Annotated in this window: 15 protein-coding genes; 7 read left to right on the top strand and 8 right to left on the bottom strand. The window is 60.7% G+C overall.

Going from position 1 to position 15,165, the window contains the following annotated elements; all coding sequences use genetic code 11:
* Window positions 1–68 precede the first annotated feature (68 nt).
* Both ACQ4WS_RS06105 and ACQ4WS_RS06100 read right to left on the bottom strand, forming a co-directional pair.
* Entirely contained in the window at window positions 69–272 is a 204-nt protein-coding gene (locus ACQ4WS_RS06105) for a hypothetical protein (RefSeq protein WP_436474606.1), read from the bottom strand.
* 149 nt (window positions 273–421) lie between these two features.
* A complete protein-coding gene (locus tag ACQ4WS_RS06100; RefSeq protein ID WP_436474604.1) occupies window positions 422–1,843 on the bottom strand; it encodes an aminotransferase-like domain-containing protein in 1,422 nt (473 codons plus the stop codon).
* A gap of 180 nt (window positions 1,844–2,023) precedes the next feature.
* Here ACQ4WS_RS06100 and ACQ4WS_RS06095 point away from each other — a divergent pair, with 180 nt between their 5' ends.
* Together ACQ4WS_RS06095 and ACQ4WS_RS06090 are read left to right on the top strand one after the other, a co-directional pair.
* Window positions 2,024–2,314, top strand: coding sequence for a DUF2917 domain-containing protein (locus ACQ4WS_RS06095; protein ID WP_436474602.1), 291 nt, complete (start codon window positions 2,024–2,026; stop codon window positions 2,312–2,314).
* The gene (locus ACQ4WS_RS06090) at window positions 2,311–3,048 is read left to right on the top strand and encodes an NAD-dependent epimerase/dehydratase family protein (protein ID WP_436474600.1); all 738 of its coding nucleotides are present in this window, start codon (window positions 2,311–2,313) and stop codon (window positions 3,046–3,048) included. Before ACQ4WS_RS06095 ends, ACQ4WS_RS06090 begins: the two co-directional genes overlap by 4 nt.
* Before the next feature lie 2 nt (window positions 3,049–3,050).
* Here ACQ4WS_RS06090 and ACQ4WS_RS06085 read toward each other — a convergent pair whose 3' ends face one another.
* The 3 genes from ACQ4WS_RS06085 to ACQ4WS_RS06075 form a co-directional block, all read right to left on the bottom strand.
* Window positions 3,051–4,370, bottom strand: a complete 1,320-nt coding sequence (locus ACQ4WS_RS06085; RefSeq protein ID WP_436474914.1) for a replication-associated recombination protein A — start codon at window positions 4,368–4,370, stop codon at window positions 3,051–3,053.
* Window positions 4,371–4,440: 70 nt separating this feature from the next.
* A complete protein-coding gene (gene lolA, locus ACQ4WS_RS06080; protein WP_436474598.1) occupies window positions 4,441–5,097 on the bottom strand; it encodes an outer membrane lipoprotein chaperone LolA in 657 nt (218 codons plus the stop codon).
* A gap of 3 nt (window positions 5,098–5,100) precedes the next feature.
* Window positions 5,101–7,461 (bottom strand): DNA translocase FtsK, encoded by a 2,361-nt coding sequence (locus tag ACQ4WS_RS06075; RefSeq protein ID WP_436474596.1) that lies wholly within the window; start codon window positions 7,459–7,461, stop codon window positions 5,101–5,103.
* 215 nt (window positions 7,462–7,676) lie between these two features.
* Here ACQ4WS_RS06075 and trxB point away from each other — a divergent pair, with 215 nt between their 5' ends.
* From trxB to ACQ4WS_RS06060, 3 genes are all read left to right on the top strand, one after another.
* Window positions 7,677–8,630, top strand: coding sequence for a thioredoxin-disulfide reductase (gene trxB, locus ACQ4WS_RS06070; RefSeq protein WP_101480433.1), 954 nt, complete (start codon window positions 7,677–7,679; stop codon window positions 8,628–8,630).
* A gap of 7 nt (window positions 8,631–8,637) precedes the next feature.
* On the top strand, window positions 8,638–9,312 hold the full coding sequence (locus ACQ4WS_RS06065) for a Smr/MutS family protein (protein WP_436474593.1): 675 nt from the start codon (window positions 8,638–8,640) through the stop codon (window positions 9,310–9,312).
* Between the two features lie 123 nt (window positions 9,313–9,435).
* On the top strand, window positions 9,436–10,065 hold the full coding sequence (locus tag ACQ4WS_RS06060; protein WP_034758680.1) for a trimeric intracellular cation channel family protein: 630 nt from the start codon (window positions 9,436–9,438) through the stop codon (window positions 10,063–10,065).
* Window positions 10,066–10,231: 166 nt separating this feature from the next.
* Here ACQ4WS_RS06060 and ACQ4WS_RS06055 read toward each other — a convergent pair whose 3' ends face one another.
* Together ACQ4WS_RS06055 and ACQ4WS_RS06050 are read right to left on the bottom strand one after the other, a co-directional pair.
* Window positions 10,232–10,570, bottom strand: coding sequence for a P-II family nitrogen regulator (locus tag ACQ4WS_RS06055; RefSeq protein WP_034758685.1), 339 nt, complete (start codon window positions 10,568–10,570; stop codon window positions 10,232–10,234).
* A 41-nt stretch (window positions 10,571–10,611) separates the two neighbouring features.
* Window positions 10,612–12,228, bottom strand: coding sequence for an NAD+ synthase (locus ACQ4WS_RS06050; protein ID WP_436474589.1), 1,617 nt, complete (start codon window positions 12,226–12,228; stop codon window positions 10,612–10,614).
* 90 nt (window positions 12,229–12,318) lie between these two features.
* Between ACQ4WS_RS06050 and ACQ4WS_RS06045 the strand changes: the two genes are divergently transcribed.
* Window positions 12,319–13,452, top strand: coding sequence for a GNAT family N-acetyltransferase (locus ACQ4WS_RS06045; RefSeq protein ID WP_436474587.1), 1,134 nt, complete (start codon window positions 12,319–12,321; stop codon window positions 13,450–13,452).
* A 75-nt stretch (window positions 13,453–13,527) separates the two neighbouring features.
* On the opposite strand, the gene ppa is transcribed toward ACQ4WS_RS06045, so the two are convergent.
* Entirely contained in the window at window positions 13,528–14,070 is a 543-nt protein-coding gene (gene ppa / locus ACQ4WS_RS06040; protein ID WP_436474585.1) for an inorganic diphosphatase, read from the bottom strand.
* A 650-nt stretch (window positions 14,071–14,720) separates the two neighbouring features.
* On the opposite strand from ppa, the gene ACQ4WS_RS06035 reads away from it, so the two are divergent.
* Window positions 14,721–15,038 (top strand): hypothetical protein, encoded by a 318-nt coding sequence (locus tag ACQ4WS_RS06035; protein WP_436474583.1) that lies wholly within the window; start codon window positions 14,721–14,723, stop codon window positions 15,036–15,038.
* Window positions 15,039–15,165: the final 127 nt, after the last annotated feature.

Below are 15,165 nucleotides of genomic sequence, written 5' to 3'. Positions count from 1 at the left end.
GCTGTCCATCGTCATGGCAGCATGGCCGGGCACTCGCGCCCGCTTTACGGCTGGTGCTCAGGCTACTGTCAGATAAAGGCGGCTTTTTCGGCAGCGGTCAGGCGGCGGGCGCTGACGGTGACGACGGGCATCTTGCTGTCGGCGGCCTGGGCGATCACGGTGCTGCTGGCGCTCACTTCCAGCGTATTCGCACCGGCGGTGGCGAAGCTGGCGCCGATGGCGATGATGGCGGCGGCGACAAAGGTGATTTCCATGTTTTTCAGTGCGTGCATGATGTGACTCCTGGTTAGTTTGTTTCGTTGACTGCTGCTGGTATGGTGGTACTTTAGCCAACGGCAACAAACAACGCCACCGGCTTGCGACCAGCGGCAAAAAACAGGGAGCGAACGGTGAAAAACGGGCACTGAAACGCAAAGAATAGTTACAAGGCGTCATGCACCAGGCGGCCCAGGCGGCCGATGGCCTGCTCGATGCGCGGCGTCCACGCATTGCCGCAATTGAGGCGCAGATAATTGCCGAACTTGCCCGAGGCCGAGAACAGCTGGCCCGGCATATACGCCACGCCTTCCGCAATCGCCTGGCCATGCAGGGCCAGCGCATCGATTTGCTGCGGCATTTGCACCCACAGCACGAAACCGCCCTGCGGCTCGGACAGCATGCACTCAAGCGGAAAACTGGCCGCCACGGCGTCGGACATGCGGGCAATGCGTTGTACCAGGGTGCGCCGCATCTTGCGCAGCTGCTGGTCGTAGCTGCTGCCTTCCAAAAAGTCGGCCAGCACGGCCTGGAAGAAATGGCTGGTGGCGCCGCTCGACACGGTTTTCAGCAAGGCCACTTCCTGCGCGAAGCGCCCGGCCAGCACGTAACCCACGCGCGAGGCAGGCGTAATGGCCTTGGAAAACGAGGAGCACAACAAGACGTTGCCGCTCGTGTCGTAAGCCTTCACGGGCCAGGGACGCTGCGGCGCAAAGCACAGGTCGCCATACACATCGTCTTCCACCAGCGGAATATTGAATTCCGACAGCAGCCCCGCCAGCCGCTTCTTGTTTGCTTCCGGCATGACGCAGCCAAGCGGATTGTTGGCGTTCGGCACGAACAGACACGCTTGCACGAGGCCGGCGCGCAGGGCCAGCTCGAGCGCGTCGAGCGACGGTCCCGTCTTCGGGTCGGTGGGGATTTCCAGCGCCTTCATGCCCAGGCTTTCTATCATCTGCAGCAGCACGAAATACGTGGCCGACTCGATGGCGATGGTGTCGCCCGGCTTGGCGACGGCGCGCAGGCACAGGCTGATCGCTTCCGTGCAGGAATTCGTCACGACGATCTCGTGCGGGTCCAGCTTGCCCCAGTCCAGCGCCCGGCGCGCGACCTGGCGCAGGAAATTACCTTCGCTGACGTCGTAACAGCTGACCTTGCTCAATAAAGCGGGCTCGCGCCGCGCGACAAAGCTGATGGTGCGCTGCATGCGCTTGATGGGCAGTATCTCGTCGGGCGGCCAGGCCGTGCCCAGCTGCACGATATTCGCCGTTTCGTTGTCCTTCAGCACGCGCATCAAGAGATTGTTGATGCCGACAAAGGCTGGCTCCTTCAAGTGCTGGGCGTCCGCACTGCAGGGACGGCGCGGCGCGCGGTGGCGCACGAAATAGCCGGACTGGGGCCGCGCATCGACTTGCCCCCGATCTTCCATCAGGCGCAAGGCTTGCATCACGGTACTGATGGAGATGCGCTTTTGCTGCGCCAGGTGGCGGATCGACGGCAAGCGGTCGCCGGGCGCAAACACGCGCGAGTCGATCAGGGCGCCCAGCTCATTGGCCAGGTGCTCGTACAGATTCAAATGCGCGCTCATGTTCATCCCTTCAGTATGCGGCTGCCGCACGCGGCACGCACAGATACAGTTGCCCGTTTTTTTGACAAGCACAGTGTACGACGAAGCGCACTGTATGCATGACAATTTCGTTTTCCTGCATCTGTCATGGTTTAAGCCAAGCGCCTAAGCTGTTCCTGTCAGCACAACAGGAGCGATGCCATGCATACCGACCACGAATTACGCAGCGAACGGCCTTTACGCCTGGAAAAAGCACACGCCAGGGTCATCGAATGCCTGTCCGGCACGGCGTGGATCACGGCCTACGCCCAGTTCGAGGATTGCGTGCTGCGCAGCGGCGAACGCTACACGATACCGAACGACGGCCTGGTGCTGGTCGAAGCCGTGGGCAGCGGACACATCCGCGTGCATGGGACCGCCGCACCCCGCCCCGCCCTGCTGCGCTGGCTGAATCTGGCACTGCCTCACACACTGCATACAAGGAATACATGATTCAAGAACCACTGCGCGTCCTCGTCACGGGCGCCGCCGGCATCATCGGCACCGCTTTCTGGAAGCGCCGGCACGGGGAATTCTCCCTGCGCCTGGCCGACCTGCACACAGGCAAGCTGGCCGAAGCGCCCTGCCCGTCCATGCCACTCGATGTCAGCGACTATGCCGCCTGCCTGGCCGCCTGCGCGGACACCGACGTGGTACTGCACCTGGCCGGCGTGCCGCACGCCGGCGCCGATTTCGATGCGCAATTGCTGCAGCCGAACATTATCGGCACGCACAACATCTTCCGCGCGGCACAGGCGCAAGGAGTGAAAAGAGTGGTGTTTGCCAGCAGCGCGCAAGCCGTGGAAGGCTACCCGCTGGACGTCCAGGTGCAGGAAAACATGCCGGCGCGGCCAGCCAATATGTATGGCGCCAGCAAGGCGTTCGGCGAAGGCGTGGCATCGGCGTTCGCGCAACAGCATGGCATGACGGCGATTGCCGTGCGCATCGCCAACGTGGCCCACTTTACGCCAGGTCAACAGCACAGCGCGCGCGACATCGCCGCCTTCATCAGCGAGCGCGACGTGGTGCAATTGCTGGCCCGCTGCATCGCCGCCGACGTGCCGGCCGGCTACCACGTCGTGCATGGCGTGTCGGACAACCGCTATAAACGCTTGTCCATCGCGGCGACGCGCCAGCTGGTGGGCTACGCGCCGCAGGATGACGGTTTTACCTTGCTGGGCCTGTAGTCTCAGCCCTTGCCGGCTGCTTTTCCTGCTTTCCTGTCCAGCTCGCGCAGCCAGGCCAATTTATCGGCGATCTTGCTTTCCAGGCCGCGCGGCACGGGCTGGTACCAACCCGGTTCGGCCATGCCGTCCGGGAAGTAGGTTTCGCCGGCCGCATACGCATCGGGTTCGTCGTGCGCGTAGCGGTAAGCGTGGCCGTAACCCAGTTCCTTCATCAGTTTCGTCGGCGCATTGCGCAAGTGCACGGGCACTTCCTTCGACTTGTCCTTTTTGACAAACGCCATGGCCGTATTGAAGGCGTTGTAACCGGCATTGCTTTTCGCGGCAATCGCCAGGTAGATCACGGCTTGGCCCAGCGCCAGCTCGCCTTCGGGCGAACCCAAGCGTTCATAGGTTTCTGCCGCGTCATTGACCATGGTCAAGGCACGTGGGTCGGCCAGGCCGATATCTTCCCAGGCCATGCGCACGATGCGCCGCGACAGGTAGCGCGGGTCGGCGCCGCCATCGATCATGCGGCAAAACCAGTACAGGGCCGCATCAGGGTTCGAACCGCGCACGGATTTATGCAGCGCGGAAATCTGATCATAGAAATTGTCGCCTCCCTTGTCGAAACGGCGCGAATTGAGGGTCAGCGCATTGTCGACGAAGGCCGCGTCAATCTTCGTCGTGCCCGTCGAGCTGGCGGCCGTCTCGGCCTGCTCCAGCAAATTCAAAAAGCGGCGCGCATCGCCGTCCGCGTAGCCGATCAGGGTGTCGGCAGCCGCCTCGTCGAAGCTCAGGTGCGTCAGCGCCGTCGACTGCGCCTTGGCCAGCAGCAGCTTCATCTCGTCTTCATTGAGTGATTTCAACACATACACTTGCGCGCGCGACAACAGCGCCGAATTGACTTCGAAGCTGGGGTTTTCGGTGGTGGCGCCGATGAAGGTCACCAGGCCCGATTCGACGAAGGGCAGCAAGGCGTCCTGCTGCGACTTGTTGAACCTGTGTATCTCGTCGACGAACAATAAAGTGTGCTTGCCGAACTGGTCCAGGCTATGACGCGCCTGATCCATGGCTGCGCGGATATCTTTCACACCGGCAAACACGGCTGACAGGGCGATGAATTCACTGTCGAAGGCGTTCGCCATCAGCCGCGCCAGGGTGGTCTTGCCCACGCCGGGCGGCCCCCACAAAATCATCGAATGCGCCTTGCCCGCTTCGAATGCGAGGCGCAGCGGCTTGCCCACGCCCAGCAAATGCGTCTGGCCGATGACTTCGTTGAGGGTAGCAGGCCGCAAGGCTTCGGCCAGTGGCTGGCGCGGTGCGGTGGAAAAGAGATCCGCCATCATATTTACCGGGTAAGAATGCAAAGGCCCCGCATCGCTGCGAGGCCGGTCAACAACAGAACGTCAGCGATCAATTGTTAATCACGTCGGCGCCCTTGGGCATGACAAATTTAAAGTGATTGGCAGATAAGGCCGGGTTCTTCTGGAAGTTCTTGAACGACAGCACCGAGGTCTGGCCGAACGAGTCGCGCAATTCCATCGCTTCGGGCACGCCATTGCGCAGGCCGATGGTGATTTCATCGAACGTCGTGTCCTTGGCTTTCGGCGTCGCTTTCAGCCATTCCAGGCCATCGCGCGTGCCTGCTTCGGCCAGGGTGAAATTCTTTTCCAGGTCATTGCTGCCGAACAGGATGGCGGCTGGCGAGGAACCGAGCGCGTCACCCAGTTTCTTCACCGTCACCTGGCTCAAGTCCTTGTCGTAGATATACAACTTGTCGCCATCGGCTTGCAGCAGCTGCTCGTACGGCTTCAAGTACGTCCAGATGAACTTGCCTGGACGGGCAAATTCAAACGTGCCGCTGGCAGGCGTGGACACCTTCGCCTTGCCGCTGGCGTCCGCCTTCTTGACTTGCCGCTGCACGAACTCGCCCTTGGCCGACTTGGTGCCGGCCGCAAAGCTCTTGAATTGCTCCAGCGCGCTGGCCGAGGCGCTGGCCGCGAACAGCAGGCTGCAGGCGACGCTGGCCGCGCCGATCATCATTTTTGCTGCGAAAGTATTGCTTTTCATTCTTTACCCTTGTTCGGCACTTGCCGCCGGCACCAGGATTTCCCGATTGCCATTGGATTGCATGGTTGATACCACCCCGCTCTGCTCCATCTGCTCGAGCAGACGGGCGGCGCGGTTGTAGCCGATGCGCAAATGACGCTGCACCAGCGAAATCGAGGCGCGGCGGTTTTTCAGCACCACCGCTACCGCCTGGTCATACAGGGCATCGGCCTCGCCGCCGCCCTCGCCCGGCGCACCGCCTTCGGCGCCATCGCCTTCCAGGGTGCCGCCTTCGAGGATGCCCTCGATGTAATTCGGTTCGCCCTGCAGCTTGAGATGGCTGACAACGCGGTGGACTTCCTCATCGGAAACAAACGCACCGTGCACGCGCATCGGCAAGCCGGTGCCGGGCGGCATATACAACATGTCGCCCATGCCCAGCAGCGCTTCCGCGCCCATCTGGTCGAGAATGGTGCGCGAGTCGATCTTCGACGAGACCTGGAAGGCGATACGCGTGGGAATGTTCGCCTTGATCAAGCCCGTGATCACGTCTACAGATGGGCGCTGCGTGGCCAGAATCAAGTGCAAACCGGCGGCGCGCGCCTTTTGCGCGATACGCGCGATCAATTCCTCGACTTTTTTGCCCACTACCATCATCAGATCGGCCAGCTCGTCGATGATGATGACGATGGTCGGCAGTTTTTCCAGCGGCTCCGGCGAGTCCGGCGTCAGGCTGAACGGATTCGGGATGTGTTCTTCGCGCTTTTTCGCGTCGGCAATCTTGGCGTTATAACCGGCCAGGTTACGCACGCCCATCTTGCTCATCAGCTTGTAGCGGCGTTCCATCTCGTTTACGGCCCAGTTCAGCGCGTGGCCGGCCTGGCGCATGTCGGTCACGACGGGCGCCAGCAAGTGCGGGATGCCTTCATAGACGGACATTTCCAACATCTTCGGATCGATCAGGATCAAACGCACGTCGAGCGGGTCGGATTTGTACAGCAGCGACAGAATCGTCGCATTGATGCCGACCGATTTTCCGGAACCGGTGGTACCGGCCACCAGCAAGTGGGGCATCTTGGCCAGGTCGGCCACGACGGGCTTGCCGGCAATATCCTTGCCCAGCGCTATCGTCAGGCTGGACACGCCATCGTTGTAGACCTTGGAGCCGAGGATTTCCGTCAGGCGCACGATCTGGCGCTTGCTGTTCGGCAGTTCCAGCGCCATGTAATTCTTGCCGGGAATGGTTTCCACCACGCGAATCGAGGTGAGCGACAGCGAACGGGCCAGGTCGCGCGCCAGACCGACAATCTGGCTACCCTTCACGCCCGTGGCCGGCTCGATTTCATAGCGCGTCACCACCGGGCCGGGGTAAGCGGCCACTACCTTGGCATCCACGCCAAAGTCGGACAATTTCTTTTCGATCAGGCGGCTGGTAAACTCCAGGGTTTCCACGGAGACCGTTTCCACCACGGGCGGCGCTTCATCGAGCAAGGACAGCGGCGGCAGCTTGCCATCGCCGGGGGTTTCAAACAGATGCGCCTGGCGTTCCTTTTCCACGCGCTCCGATTTCACCACGGTCACGACTTGCGGCTCGATCTTCACGGGCGGCGCGGCCACGTGCTTTTCTACATGCTTGGCCCGTTCGATCACCACCACTTCGTCGCGGCGCACGGCGGCCACTTCGCCCTGGCGGCGGTCTTCGCGATCCTGGTAGCGCAGCACGAACCAGTTGAAAACGTCTTCGATGGCGCCGCCAATGCGTTCGGCCACTTGCAGCCAGGATACGTGGAAGAACAGGGAAAAGCCCAGGCCAAACAGCAGCAACAGCAATAAAGTAGCGCCGGTGAAACCAAAGGCCACGTGGGCCGAGTGGCCCACCAGCTGGCCCAGCACGCCGCCCGGCTCGCGCGGCAGCTGCACGTGCAGGCTTTTTGCCATGCGCAGGTATTCCAGGCCCATGCTGCCGATCAGCATGATGGAGAAGCCGACGATGCGGATCAGCATCTCGACATGGTGCTCGCGCTCCACCTCTTCCTCTTCCAGCAGGAAGCGGCGGCTCAGGCGGCGATAGCCATGCCACACCGTGCGCAGCAGCCAGACGCACCACCACCAGGCGGAAAAGCCGAAGATATACAGCAGCAAATCGGAGAAGGTCGCGCCCAGCTTGCCGCCCAGGTTGGCGACCTTGTCGACGTTGGTGGCGTGCGACCAGCCCGGGTCGAGCTTGTTGAAGCTGGCCAGTATCAGCACGAAATACAGGGCAAACGCGGCCAGCGCGAACCAGCGCGCCTCGGACAGCAGCCGCACCAGCCGGTTGGGCAGGGGCCGGCGTTCGACCGGTTTTCGGGTGTAGCTATTTTGATTGGCCTGGGCTGGTTTAGTCATTCTGGGAAGCGCTGCAAGGTGATAAATGTTTCTGAAAGGGAATTTCCCATAATAAGGAAGTATTCTAAGCCATATATGCCCCGGACGGCCCCACGATTCGTCGCTACAGGCGGCTTGGTCTATAATCGTGGATTGCTTGCGCAAGCGCAATACGCCCTTGTTCTTCGCGCGTATGCCCCCAATTCGGACAGACCCAACTCATAGAGAAGCCTCCCATGACCACTACCAAACACGCCCGCGTTTTGATCCTCGGCTCCGGCCCAGCCGGCTACAGCGCCGCCGTCTACGCCGCCCGCGCCAACCTGAACCCGATGCTGGTCACCGGCGTGGAACAAGGCGGCCAGTTGATGACCACCACGGACGTGGAAAACTGGCCCGGCGACCCGATGGGCGTGCAAGGCCCGGACCTGATGCAGCGTTTGCTGCAGCACGCCGAACGTTTCAATACGGAAATCGTGTTTGATCACATCCACACCACCTTCCTCAACGAAAAACCGATCCGCCTGAAGGGCGACAGCCACGAATACACGTGCGACACGCTGATCATCGCCACGGGCGCGTCCGCGCAATACCTGGGCCTGCCATCGGAAGCGCAATTCATGGGCAAGGGCGTGTCCGCCTGCGCCACCTGCGATGGCTTCTTCTACCGCAACCAGGAAGTGGCCGTCGTCGGCGGCGGCAATACGGCCGTCGAAGAAGCGCTGTACCTGTCAAACATCGCCAATAAAGTCACCTTGATCCACCGCCGCGACAAGTTCCGCGCCGAAGCGATTTTGATCGACCGCCTGAACGCCAAGGTTGCCGAAGGCAAGATTGTGTTGAAATATAACCACACTCTGGACGAAGTGACGGGCAACGAAGGCGGCGTAACGGGCCTGAACATCAAGTCGACCATCGATGGCAAAGTCGAAGCCTTGAGCGTGCACGGCGTCTTCATCGCCATCGGCCACAAGCCGAACACGGGCATCTTCGAAGGCCAGCTGGAAATGCACAACGGCTACATCAAGACCAAGACGGGCCTGGAAGGCATGGCCACCGCCACCAGCGCGCCGGGCGTGTTTGCCGCCGGCGACGTGCAAGACCATATCTACCGCCAGGCCATCACCAGCGCCGGCACGGGTTGCATGGCAGCACTGGACGCCCAGCGCTACCTGGAAGGCCAGGAGTAAGCGTCGCATGGCGTCGATGAAAGACTTCGCCGACCTGAAAGCGGTCAGCAAGCAACTCAAGGAGCAGGCGGACGCGCGCGCGCAAGCCGCGGCTCAGCGCGCGCAGCAGGTCAAGGTGCAGGCCGTGGAGAGCAATCTGTTCAAGGCCAGCATCGGCGGCGTCAAGCGCCTGCCCGAGTCGGACCGCTACGTGCCCAGCCTGCCCAAGGCGGGGGCCATGGCGGCCCAGCAGCCGGCGCGCAAGCTGACGCCGGAAGAGGATCATGCAGCCGTACTGCGCGAGTCGCTGTCGGATTTGTTCGAGGTCGACCATTATCTGGAAAACGATCCGGCCCTGAACTACGCCCGTCCCGGCCTGGGACCGGACGTGGTCAAGAAGATGCGCAAGGGCCACTGGCCCATCCAGGATGAGCTGGACTTGCATGGCTTGCGCCGTGACGAGGCGCGCGACGGCATCGGCGCCTTTTTGAACCAGGCGACGCGGCGCAAGCTGCGCTGCGTGCGCGTGATCCACGGCAAGGGTTTTGGCTCGAAAGGCCAGGAACCGGTCTTGAAGTCGATGGTGCACAGCTGGCTCGTGCAAAAGGATGAAGTCATCGCCTTTTGCCAGGCGCGCCGCTCGGAAGGGGGCGATGGCGCGCTGGTGGTATTACTTTCTTCCGCTCTTCAGCCCATTCGCTGAGCTTGTCAGCAAGAAATCACAATTCAGTCACAAGTTACACCCTGCACACGGCCCCGTTTATCACCATTCGGGGCCGTGTCATGTTAACCTGTGACAATTATTTCCTGTCCTCGCGCTCCGCCCATGATGCCACCCCAACTGCCGCCTGGCTCGCTGATCAAGATCATTGAGGTCATCGCCATCCTGGTGGGCGCGTTTTCCGGCTTCATCGAAGCGCGCCGCAAGCGCATGGACCTGGTCGGCGTGTTCGTCGTGGCCTTCATCACGGCATTCGGCGGCGGCACCTTGCGCGACATCCTGCTCGACAAGCGCCCTTTGTTCTGGGTCTCGCACCAGGAATACGCGATTCTCATCTTCGTGCTGGCCCTGACGGCCGCGCCCTTGATCCAGCATTTGCGCCAGATCGTCTCGGAACGCCTGATCGTCATTGCCGACGCCATCGGCCTGGGCATGTTCGCCATCGCGGGCGTGGCCGAAGCGACGCGCGCCGGCATGCCGCTCTTCATCGCGTCGATGATGGGGGTGATTACGGGAATCTTTGGCGGCGTGATGCGCGACATCGTCTGCAACGAAGTGCCGATGGTGTTTCGTGACGGCAAACCGTATGCGATCTGCGCGTTTTTCGGCTGCTGGGCCTATCTGCTGCAGATGCACTTCGGCGCCGAGCACGACTTCGCGCTGTGGACCAGCGCCAGCGGCATCACGATTCTGCGCCTGATATGCTGGAAATTCGACATGCGGCTGGGGCGGTGAAGCGCGCTACTGCGCAATCCGGCAGCTTTGGTGGCTCAGCAGCGTCGGCTTACGCGCTGGCGCGCTAACCCGACCTACGGCATGACACACATTGCTACACGTAGGTCGGATTAGGCTCGAAGAGCCGTCATCCGACAACATCGTTGGCGCAGCTGCCAGCCAAAACTTAGACGGCGTCCGGACCCGTCTCACCCGTGCGGATACGGATGACTTGCTCCACGTCGCGCACGAAAATCTTGCCATCACCGATCTTGCCTGTGCGGGCAGCCTTGATGATGGCGTCAACCACCAGTTCCGACACGCTGTCGTCCACCACCACTTCGACTTTGACTTTCGGCAAGAAGTCGACCACGTACTCGGCGCCACGGTACAGCTCGGTGTGGCCCTTCTGGCGGCCAAAGCCCTTCACTTCCGTCACGGTCAAGCCCGTCACGTTTACATCGGCCAGGGCTTCGCGTACTTCGTCGAGCTTGAATGGTTTGATGATGGCGGTAATCTGTTTCATGGCTACTCCTTAAAATTGTTGGATTGTGGACAGATGGCTGCTTACTCGTAGAACTTGGAGGTAATCGGATAACGCCAGTCGCGGCCGAAGCCACGGTGCGTGACGCGGATGCCCACCGGCGACTGGCGCCGCTTGTATTCATTGATCTTGATCAGGCGCGTGACCCGGGCCACATCGGCCGGCGGGTAGCCAGCCTCGATAATCTCGGCGATCGGCCGGTTTTCTTCCATGTACAGCTGCATGATGCCGTCGAGCACGTCGTATGGCGGCAAGGAATCCTGGTCCAGCTGGTCGGCGCGCAACTCGGCCGACGGTCCGCGCGTCAGGATGCGCTCAGGAATCACGCTTGAGATGCTATTGCGCCAGGCACACAGGCGGTACACCAGCGTCTTGGCGATATCCTTGATCACGGCAAAGCCGCCCGCCATGTCGCCGTACAGGGTGCAATAGCCGACCGCCATCTCGCTCTTGTTACCCGTCGTCAAGACGATGCTGCCGTGCTTGTTCGACAGGGCCATCAGCAAGGTGCCACGGATGCGCGCCTGGATGTTTTCTTCCGTCGCGTCTTCCGCCAGTCCGGCGAACTCGTCAGCCAGGGTGGCGCGGAAGGCGTCGAAGGTTTGCTTGATCGGAATTTCATCGTAGCGCACATTGAGGCGTTTTACCATGTCGCGCGAATCGATCCACGAGATATCGGCCGTAAATTGCGACGGCATCATCACGGCGCGCACCTTCTCGGCACCCAGCGCATCGACGGCGATGGCCAGGGTCAGGGCGGAATCGACGCCGCCCGACATGCCAATCAGCACGCCAGGGAAACCATTCTTGCCGATATAGTCGCGCACACCCAGCACCAGCGCCTGGTACACCTGCGCCTCCGTCGTCAACGGCGTGGCCAGCGGTTGCGGCACGGGCGTGGCGCCGTCGAAGTCGACCAGCTGCAAGTCTTCCTCGAAGTGGCGCAGCTGGGCGCAAATCGTGCCGGCCGCATCCATGACAAACGAGTCGCCATCAAAAATCAGTTCATCCTGGCCACCGACCAGGTTGGCGTAGACCAGGGCCATGCCTTGCGCGCTGACGTTCCTGCGCATGGTTTCATAGCGCAGATGCTGCTTGTTCATGTGGTAGGGCGAACCGTTCGGCACCAGCAGCACTTGCGCACCGGCCGCGCGGGCGCGCATCGGCGCGTGCTCGAACCACGTGTCTTCGCAGATATTGATACCGAAACGCACGCCCTTCACGCCAAATACGAAAGCCTGGTCTGACGACGTAAAGTAACGTTTTTCATCGAAAACGGTCGTGTTCGGCAAGTCATGCTTGCGATAGGTGCCCAGCACTTCACCGTTCAGCAGCACGGAGGCGGCATTGTGGCGCACGCCCTTCTCGTCTTGCAGGGGCAAGCCCACCACCACGTGCAAATCCTTGAACTGGGCCAGGTCGGCAGCCAGTGCGGCAAACGCTTCCTGCGTTTTTGCGTAGAATGCATTGCGCAGTAGTAAGTCCTCGGGGGGATAGCCGACCAGCGACAGTTCCGGCGTGAGCACGATATCGGCGCCCGCCTCGAACGCGCGGCGTGAAAGGTCGAAGATCTTGGCACGGTTGCCGGCCAGATCGCCGACCGTACTATTCATTTGAGCAATTGCGACTTTGACTGTCATGATGATGATGGATATTTCGTTCTATTAAACAAGACAGGGGCGCGCAGGCCGACGGCGGCGCCCCGAGAGTGATGAAGGCACACTACAACAATGAATTATCGCACGGCTATCGTCTCCACTCTGGCTGAAATTGGCGAAGCGGCCTGGTCTGAGCTGCTGTCCAGCCAGGCGGACGCCACTCCCTTCCTTTCCTACGCCTTTTTGCACGCGCTGCACGAGTCCGGCTGCGCCAGCGCGGACACGGGCTGGCAACCGAATTACCTGGTGCTGTGGCAAGGCGAGGTGCTGGCCGCCGCCCTGCCCCTGTACCTGAAGATGCACTCGTATGGAGAATACGTGTTCGACTGGGCCTGGGCCGAAGCGTATCAGCAGCATGGCCTTGAATATTACCCGAAACTGTTGTCCGCGATTCCGTTTACGCCCGTGAGCGGCACGCGCTTGCTGGCCCGCGATGGTGAGGCGCGCGCGGCCCTGCTGGCCTTCCTGCAGGCGCAGCAGCAAGCGGCCGAGGTGTCGTCCTGCCACATCCTGTTTCCGCCGGAAAGCGAAGCGCGCCAGCTGGCGCAAGCTGGCTACCTGATGCGTAGTGGCGTGCAGTTTCACTGGCTCAATCCCGGTTACACGGATTTCGAGCAATTCCTCGCCACCCTGGAGCACAAGAAGCGCAAGAATATCCGCGCCGAGCGGCGCAAGGTGCAGGACGCGGGCGTGGTCATGCGCCAGGTACGCGGCGTGGACGCGACGGACACGGACTGGCAGCTGTTCCACCGCTGCTACAGCAATACCTATGTGGAACACCGCTCCTCGCCGTACTTAAGCCTGGAGTTCTTCCGCCGCATCGGCACCAGCATGCCGCAGAATATTTTATTGGTCATCGCCGAGCGCGAGGGCCAGGCCATTGCCGCCTCGCTGGTGATCCACACGGCTGACACCCTGTATGGCCGCTACTGGGGCGCACTCGAGCACGTTCCCTGTCTGCATTTCGAGACGGCCTACTACCAGCCGCTGGAGTTTTGCATCGCCAACGGCATCACCACCTTCGAAGGGGGCGCCCAGGGCGAGCACAAGATGGCGCGGGGCTTCCTGCCGCAAAAGACCTGGTCCGCCCACTGGCTGGCGCACCCGGCCTTTGCCGACGCCGTGCAGCGCTTCCTCGAGCGCGAACGGGGCGGCATCGACGCCTACCTCGATGAATTGAACGAGCACAGCCCGTTTCGCGGCTAGAAAAATAAAAACGCTCCCGACCATCGCTGGCGGGGAGCGTTTTGAACGGTGGGCGGCAGTGAAGCGCCCCGTTACTTATGCTTTTTCAGCATCTTTCTTGAACGCGGCGACGCCGTTCAGGATTTCTTCCTTGGCCACTTCAGGACCATACCAGCCGTCGATCTTGACCCATTTGCCTTTTTCCAGATCTTTGTAGTGCTCAAAGAAATGCTGGATCTGGCGCAAACGCAGTTCGTTCAAGTCTTCCGGCTTTTGCCAGTGGCTGTAGATCGACAGGACCTTGTCGACTGGCACGGCCAGCACTTTCGCGTCTTCGCCCGACTCGTCGGTCATTTTCAGCACGCCGATAGGACGGCAGCGCACGACCACGCCCGGGATCAGCGGGAACGGGGTGATGACCAGCACGTCAACCGGGTCGCCGTCCGGCGACAAGGTGTTCGGCACGTAGCCGTAGTTGCACGGGTAATGCATGGCGGTACCCATGAAGCGATCGACGAAAATCGCGCCGCTTTCCTTGTCGACTTCGTACTTGATCGGATCGGCATTCATCGGGATTTCGATGACGACGTTGAAATCGTTCGGCAGGTCGCGGCCGGAAGAGACGTTATTCAAACTCATGGGGTTCCTCATTAGCGGATGGTGTTTTAACCGCGTAATTATAGCGAAGTACAGGCGGCTTGTGCGATGCAGCAGCGGCCCGCCGGCGATTTGCGCCTCACGCCAACAACAGTGGCATGGATGGCGCTCAGGCCCGCGCAGCCTGCCATCGAGAAAACAAACAGGCCTCTGGAAATGATAATTATAGGCACCTAAGTAATACTACCGCCATTCCGCAGTTAATGCCTTCAACACCTTTATATTTTCATTTAAATATCATTACTTTACACACATGCTTATCATAAGCGGCATTGCATTTCTTGCAGCCACTTATAACAAAAATTTCAGCCCCACCTCCCGGCGACGCATGCGTATTGCCCGACCATATTGCCGCCGCAGCGGCTGAATCTCCTCTTCCAGCATAATATTTGCTTCTATTTGAAGAGTTTATTTGATTCAAATTTCGACCCTGCCAAAATATGGCACGACCAGAAGACAATCACCAATTTTTATAAACCATAACATTCTGGCGATTCCAAACTTTGTATATTCCGCAATCGACTCTCTCCCTGAATTCAATATGGCGCATCAACGCGCCACCGATAAATCCATGCAAAAAGGCATATGATGATTCCCTCTTTCCGGCCCGGCCCCGCATTAAAGTGCGCTAGTTGCTGATCGTCAACCCTGACGACATGGGCTTCCTGGAAAAAATCGTGCCGCGCGCCGAAACGACGGCCAAGGGCGGCACGGGCGGCGAAATGGGCTTGCAACCACAGGCGGGCGACCCGTTCGCCGTGGAAATCAAGGCCTTTTTGTCGCCGCTGGGCTTCCCATGCCAGGCTACGCCGATAAGCTATGTGTCGAACAAGGCGGGACGCCAGTGCGTCGTCGTCATGGCCGGCGGCCACGGTTCGCTGGGCGTAAAGATGAGCGACACCCTGGTCATGTATGCCTTGCCGGAAGGCACTGCCGTAGCGAAGAAGTAAAGCAGCAGCGATCGAGTAGGGGGCTGAGTTACCTCAGCCGCCCTCTCACACCACCGTACGTGCGGTTCCGCATACGGCGGTTCATTAAACACGCTGGAAGCGTCGCTGAGTATTCAGCAACGAAACC

Origin of the sequence: Janthinobacterium leeuwenhoeki (assembly GCF_051380795.1) — a bacterium.
GTDB lineage: Bacteria > Pseudomonadota > Gammaproteobacteria > Burkholderiales > Burkholderiaceae_D > Janthinobacterium.
This window is presented reverse-complemented; position numbering and strand designations above follow the sequence as displayed.

Coding starts and splice junctions, on each gene's coding strand:
- ACQ4WS_RS06050 (WP_436474589.1), bottom strand. CDS start 12,228: ATGACAGTCAAAGTCGCAATTGCTCAAATGAATAGTACGGTCGGCGAT.
- ACQ4WS_RS06090 (WP_436474600.1), top strand. CDS start 2,311: ATGATTCAAGAACCACTGCGCGTCCTCGTCACGGGCGCCGCCGGCATC.
- ACQ4WS_RS06105 (WP_436474606.1), bottom strand. CDS start 272: ATGCACGCACTGAAAAACATGGAAATCACCTTTGTCGCCGCCGCCATC.
- ACQ4WS_RS06100 (WP_436474604.1), bottom strand. CDS start 1,843: ATGAGCGCGCATTTGAATCTGTACGAGCACCTGGCCAATGAGCTGGGC.
- ACQ4WS_RS06055 (WP_034758685.1), bottom strand. CDS start 10,570: ATGAAACAGATTACCGCCATCATCAAACCATTCAAGCTCGACGAAGTA.
- ACQ4WS_RS06095 (WP_436474602.1), top strand. CDS start 2,024: ATGCATACCGACCACGAATTACGCAGCGAACGGCCTTTACGCCTGGAA.
- ACQ4WS_RS06075 (WP_436474596.1), bottom strand. CDS start 7,461: ATGACTAAACCAGCCCAGGCCAATCAAAATAGCTACACCCGAAAACCG.
- ACQ4WS_RS06065 (WP_436474593.1), top strand. CDS start 8,638: ATGGCGTCGATGAAAGACTTCGCCGACCTGAAAGCGGTCAGCAAGCAA.
- ACQ4WS_RS06085 (WP_436474914.1), bottom strand. CDS start 4,370: ATGGCGGATCTCTTTTCCACCGCACCGCGCCAGCCACTGGCCGAAGCC.
- ACQ4WS_RS06045 (WP_436474587.1), top strand. CDS start 12,319: ATGAATTATCGCACGGCTATCGTCTCCACTCTGGCTGAAATTGGCGAA.
- ppa (WP_436474585.1), bottom strand. CDS start 14,070: ATGAGTTTGAATAACGTCTCTTCCGGCCGCGACCTGCCGAACGATTTC.
- trxB (WP_101480433.1), top strand. CDS start 7,677: ATGACCACTACCAAACACGCCCGCGTTTTGATCCTCGGCTCCGGCCCA.
- lolA (WP_436474598.1), bottom strand. CDS start 5,097: ATGAAAAGCAATACTTTCGCAGCAAAAATGATGATCGGCGCGGCCAGC.
- ACQ4WS_RS06060 (WP_034758680.1), top strand. CDS start 9,436: ATGATGCCACCCCAACTGCCGCCTGGCTCGCTGATCAAGATCATTGAG.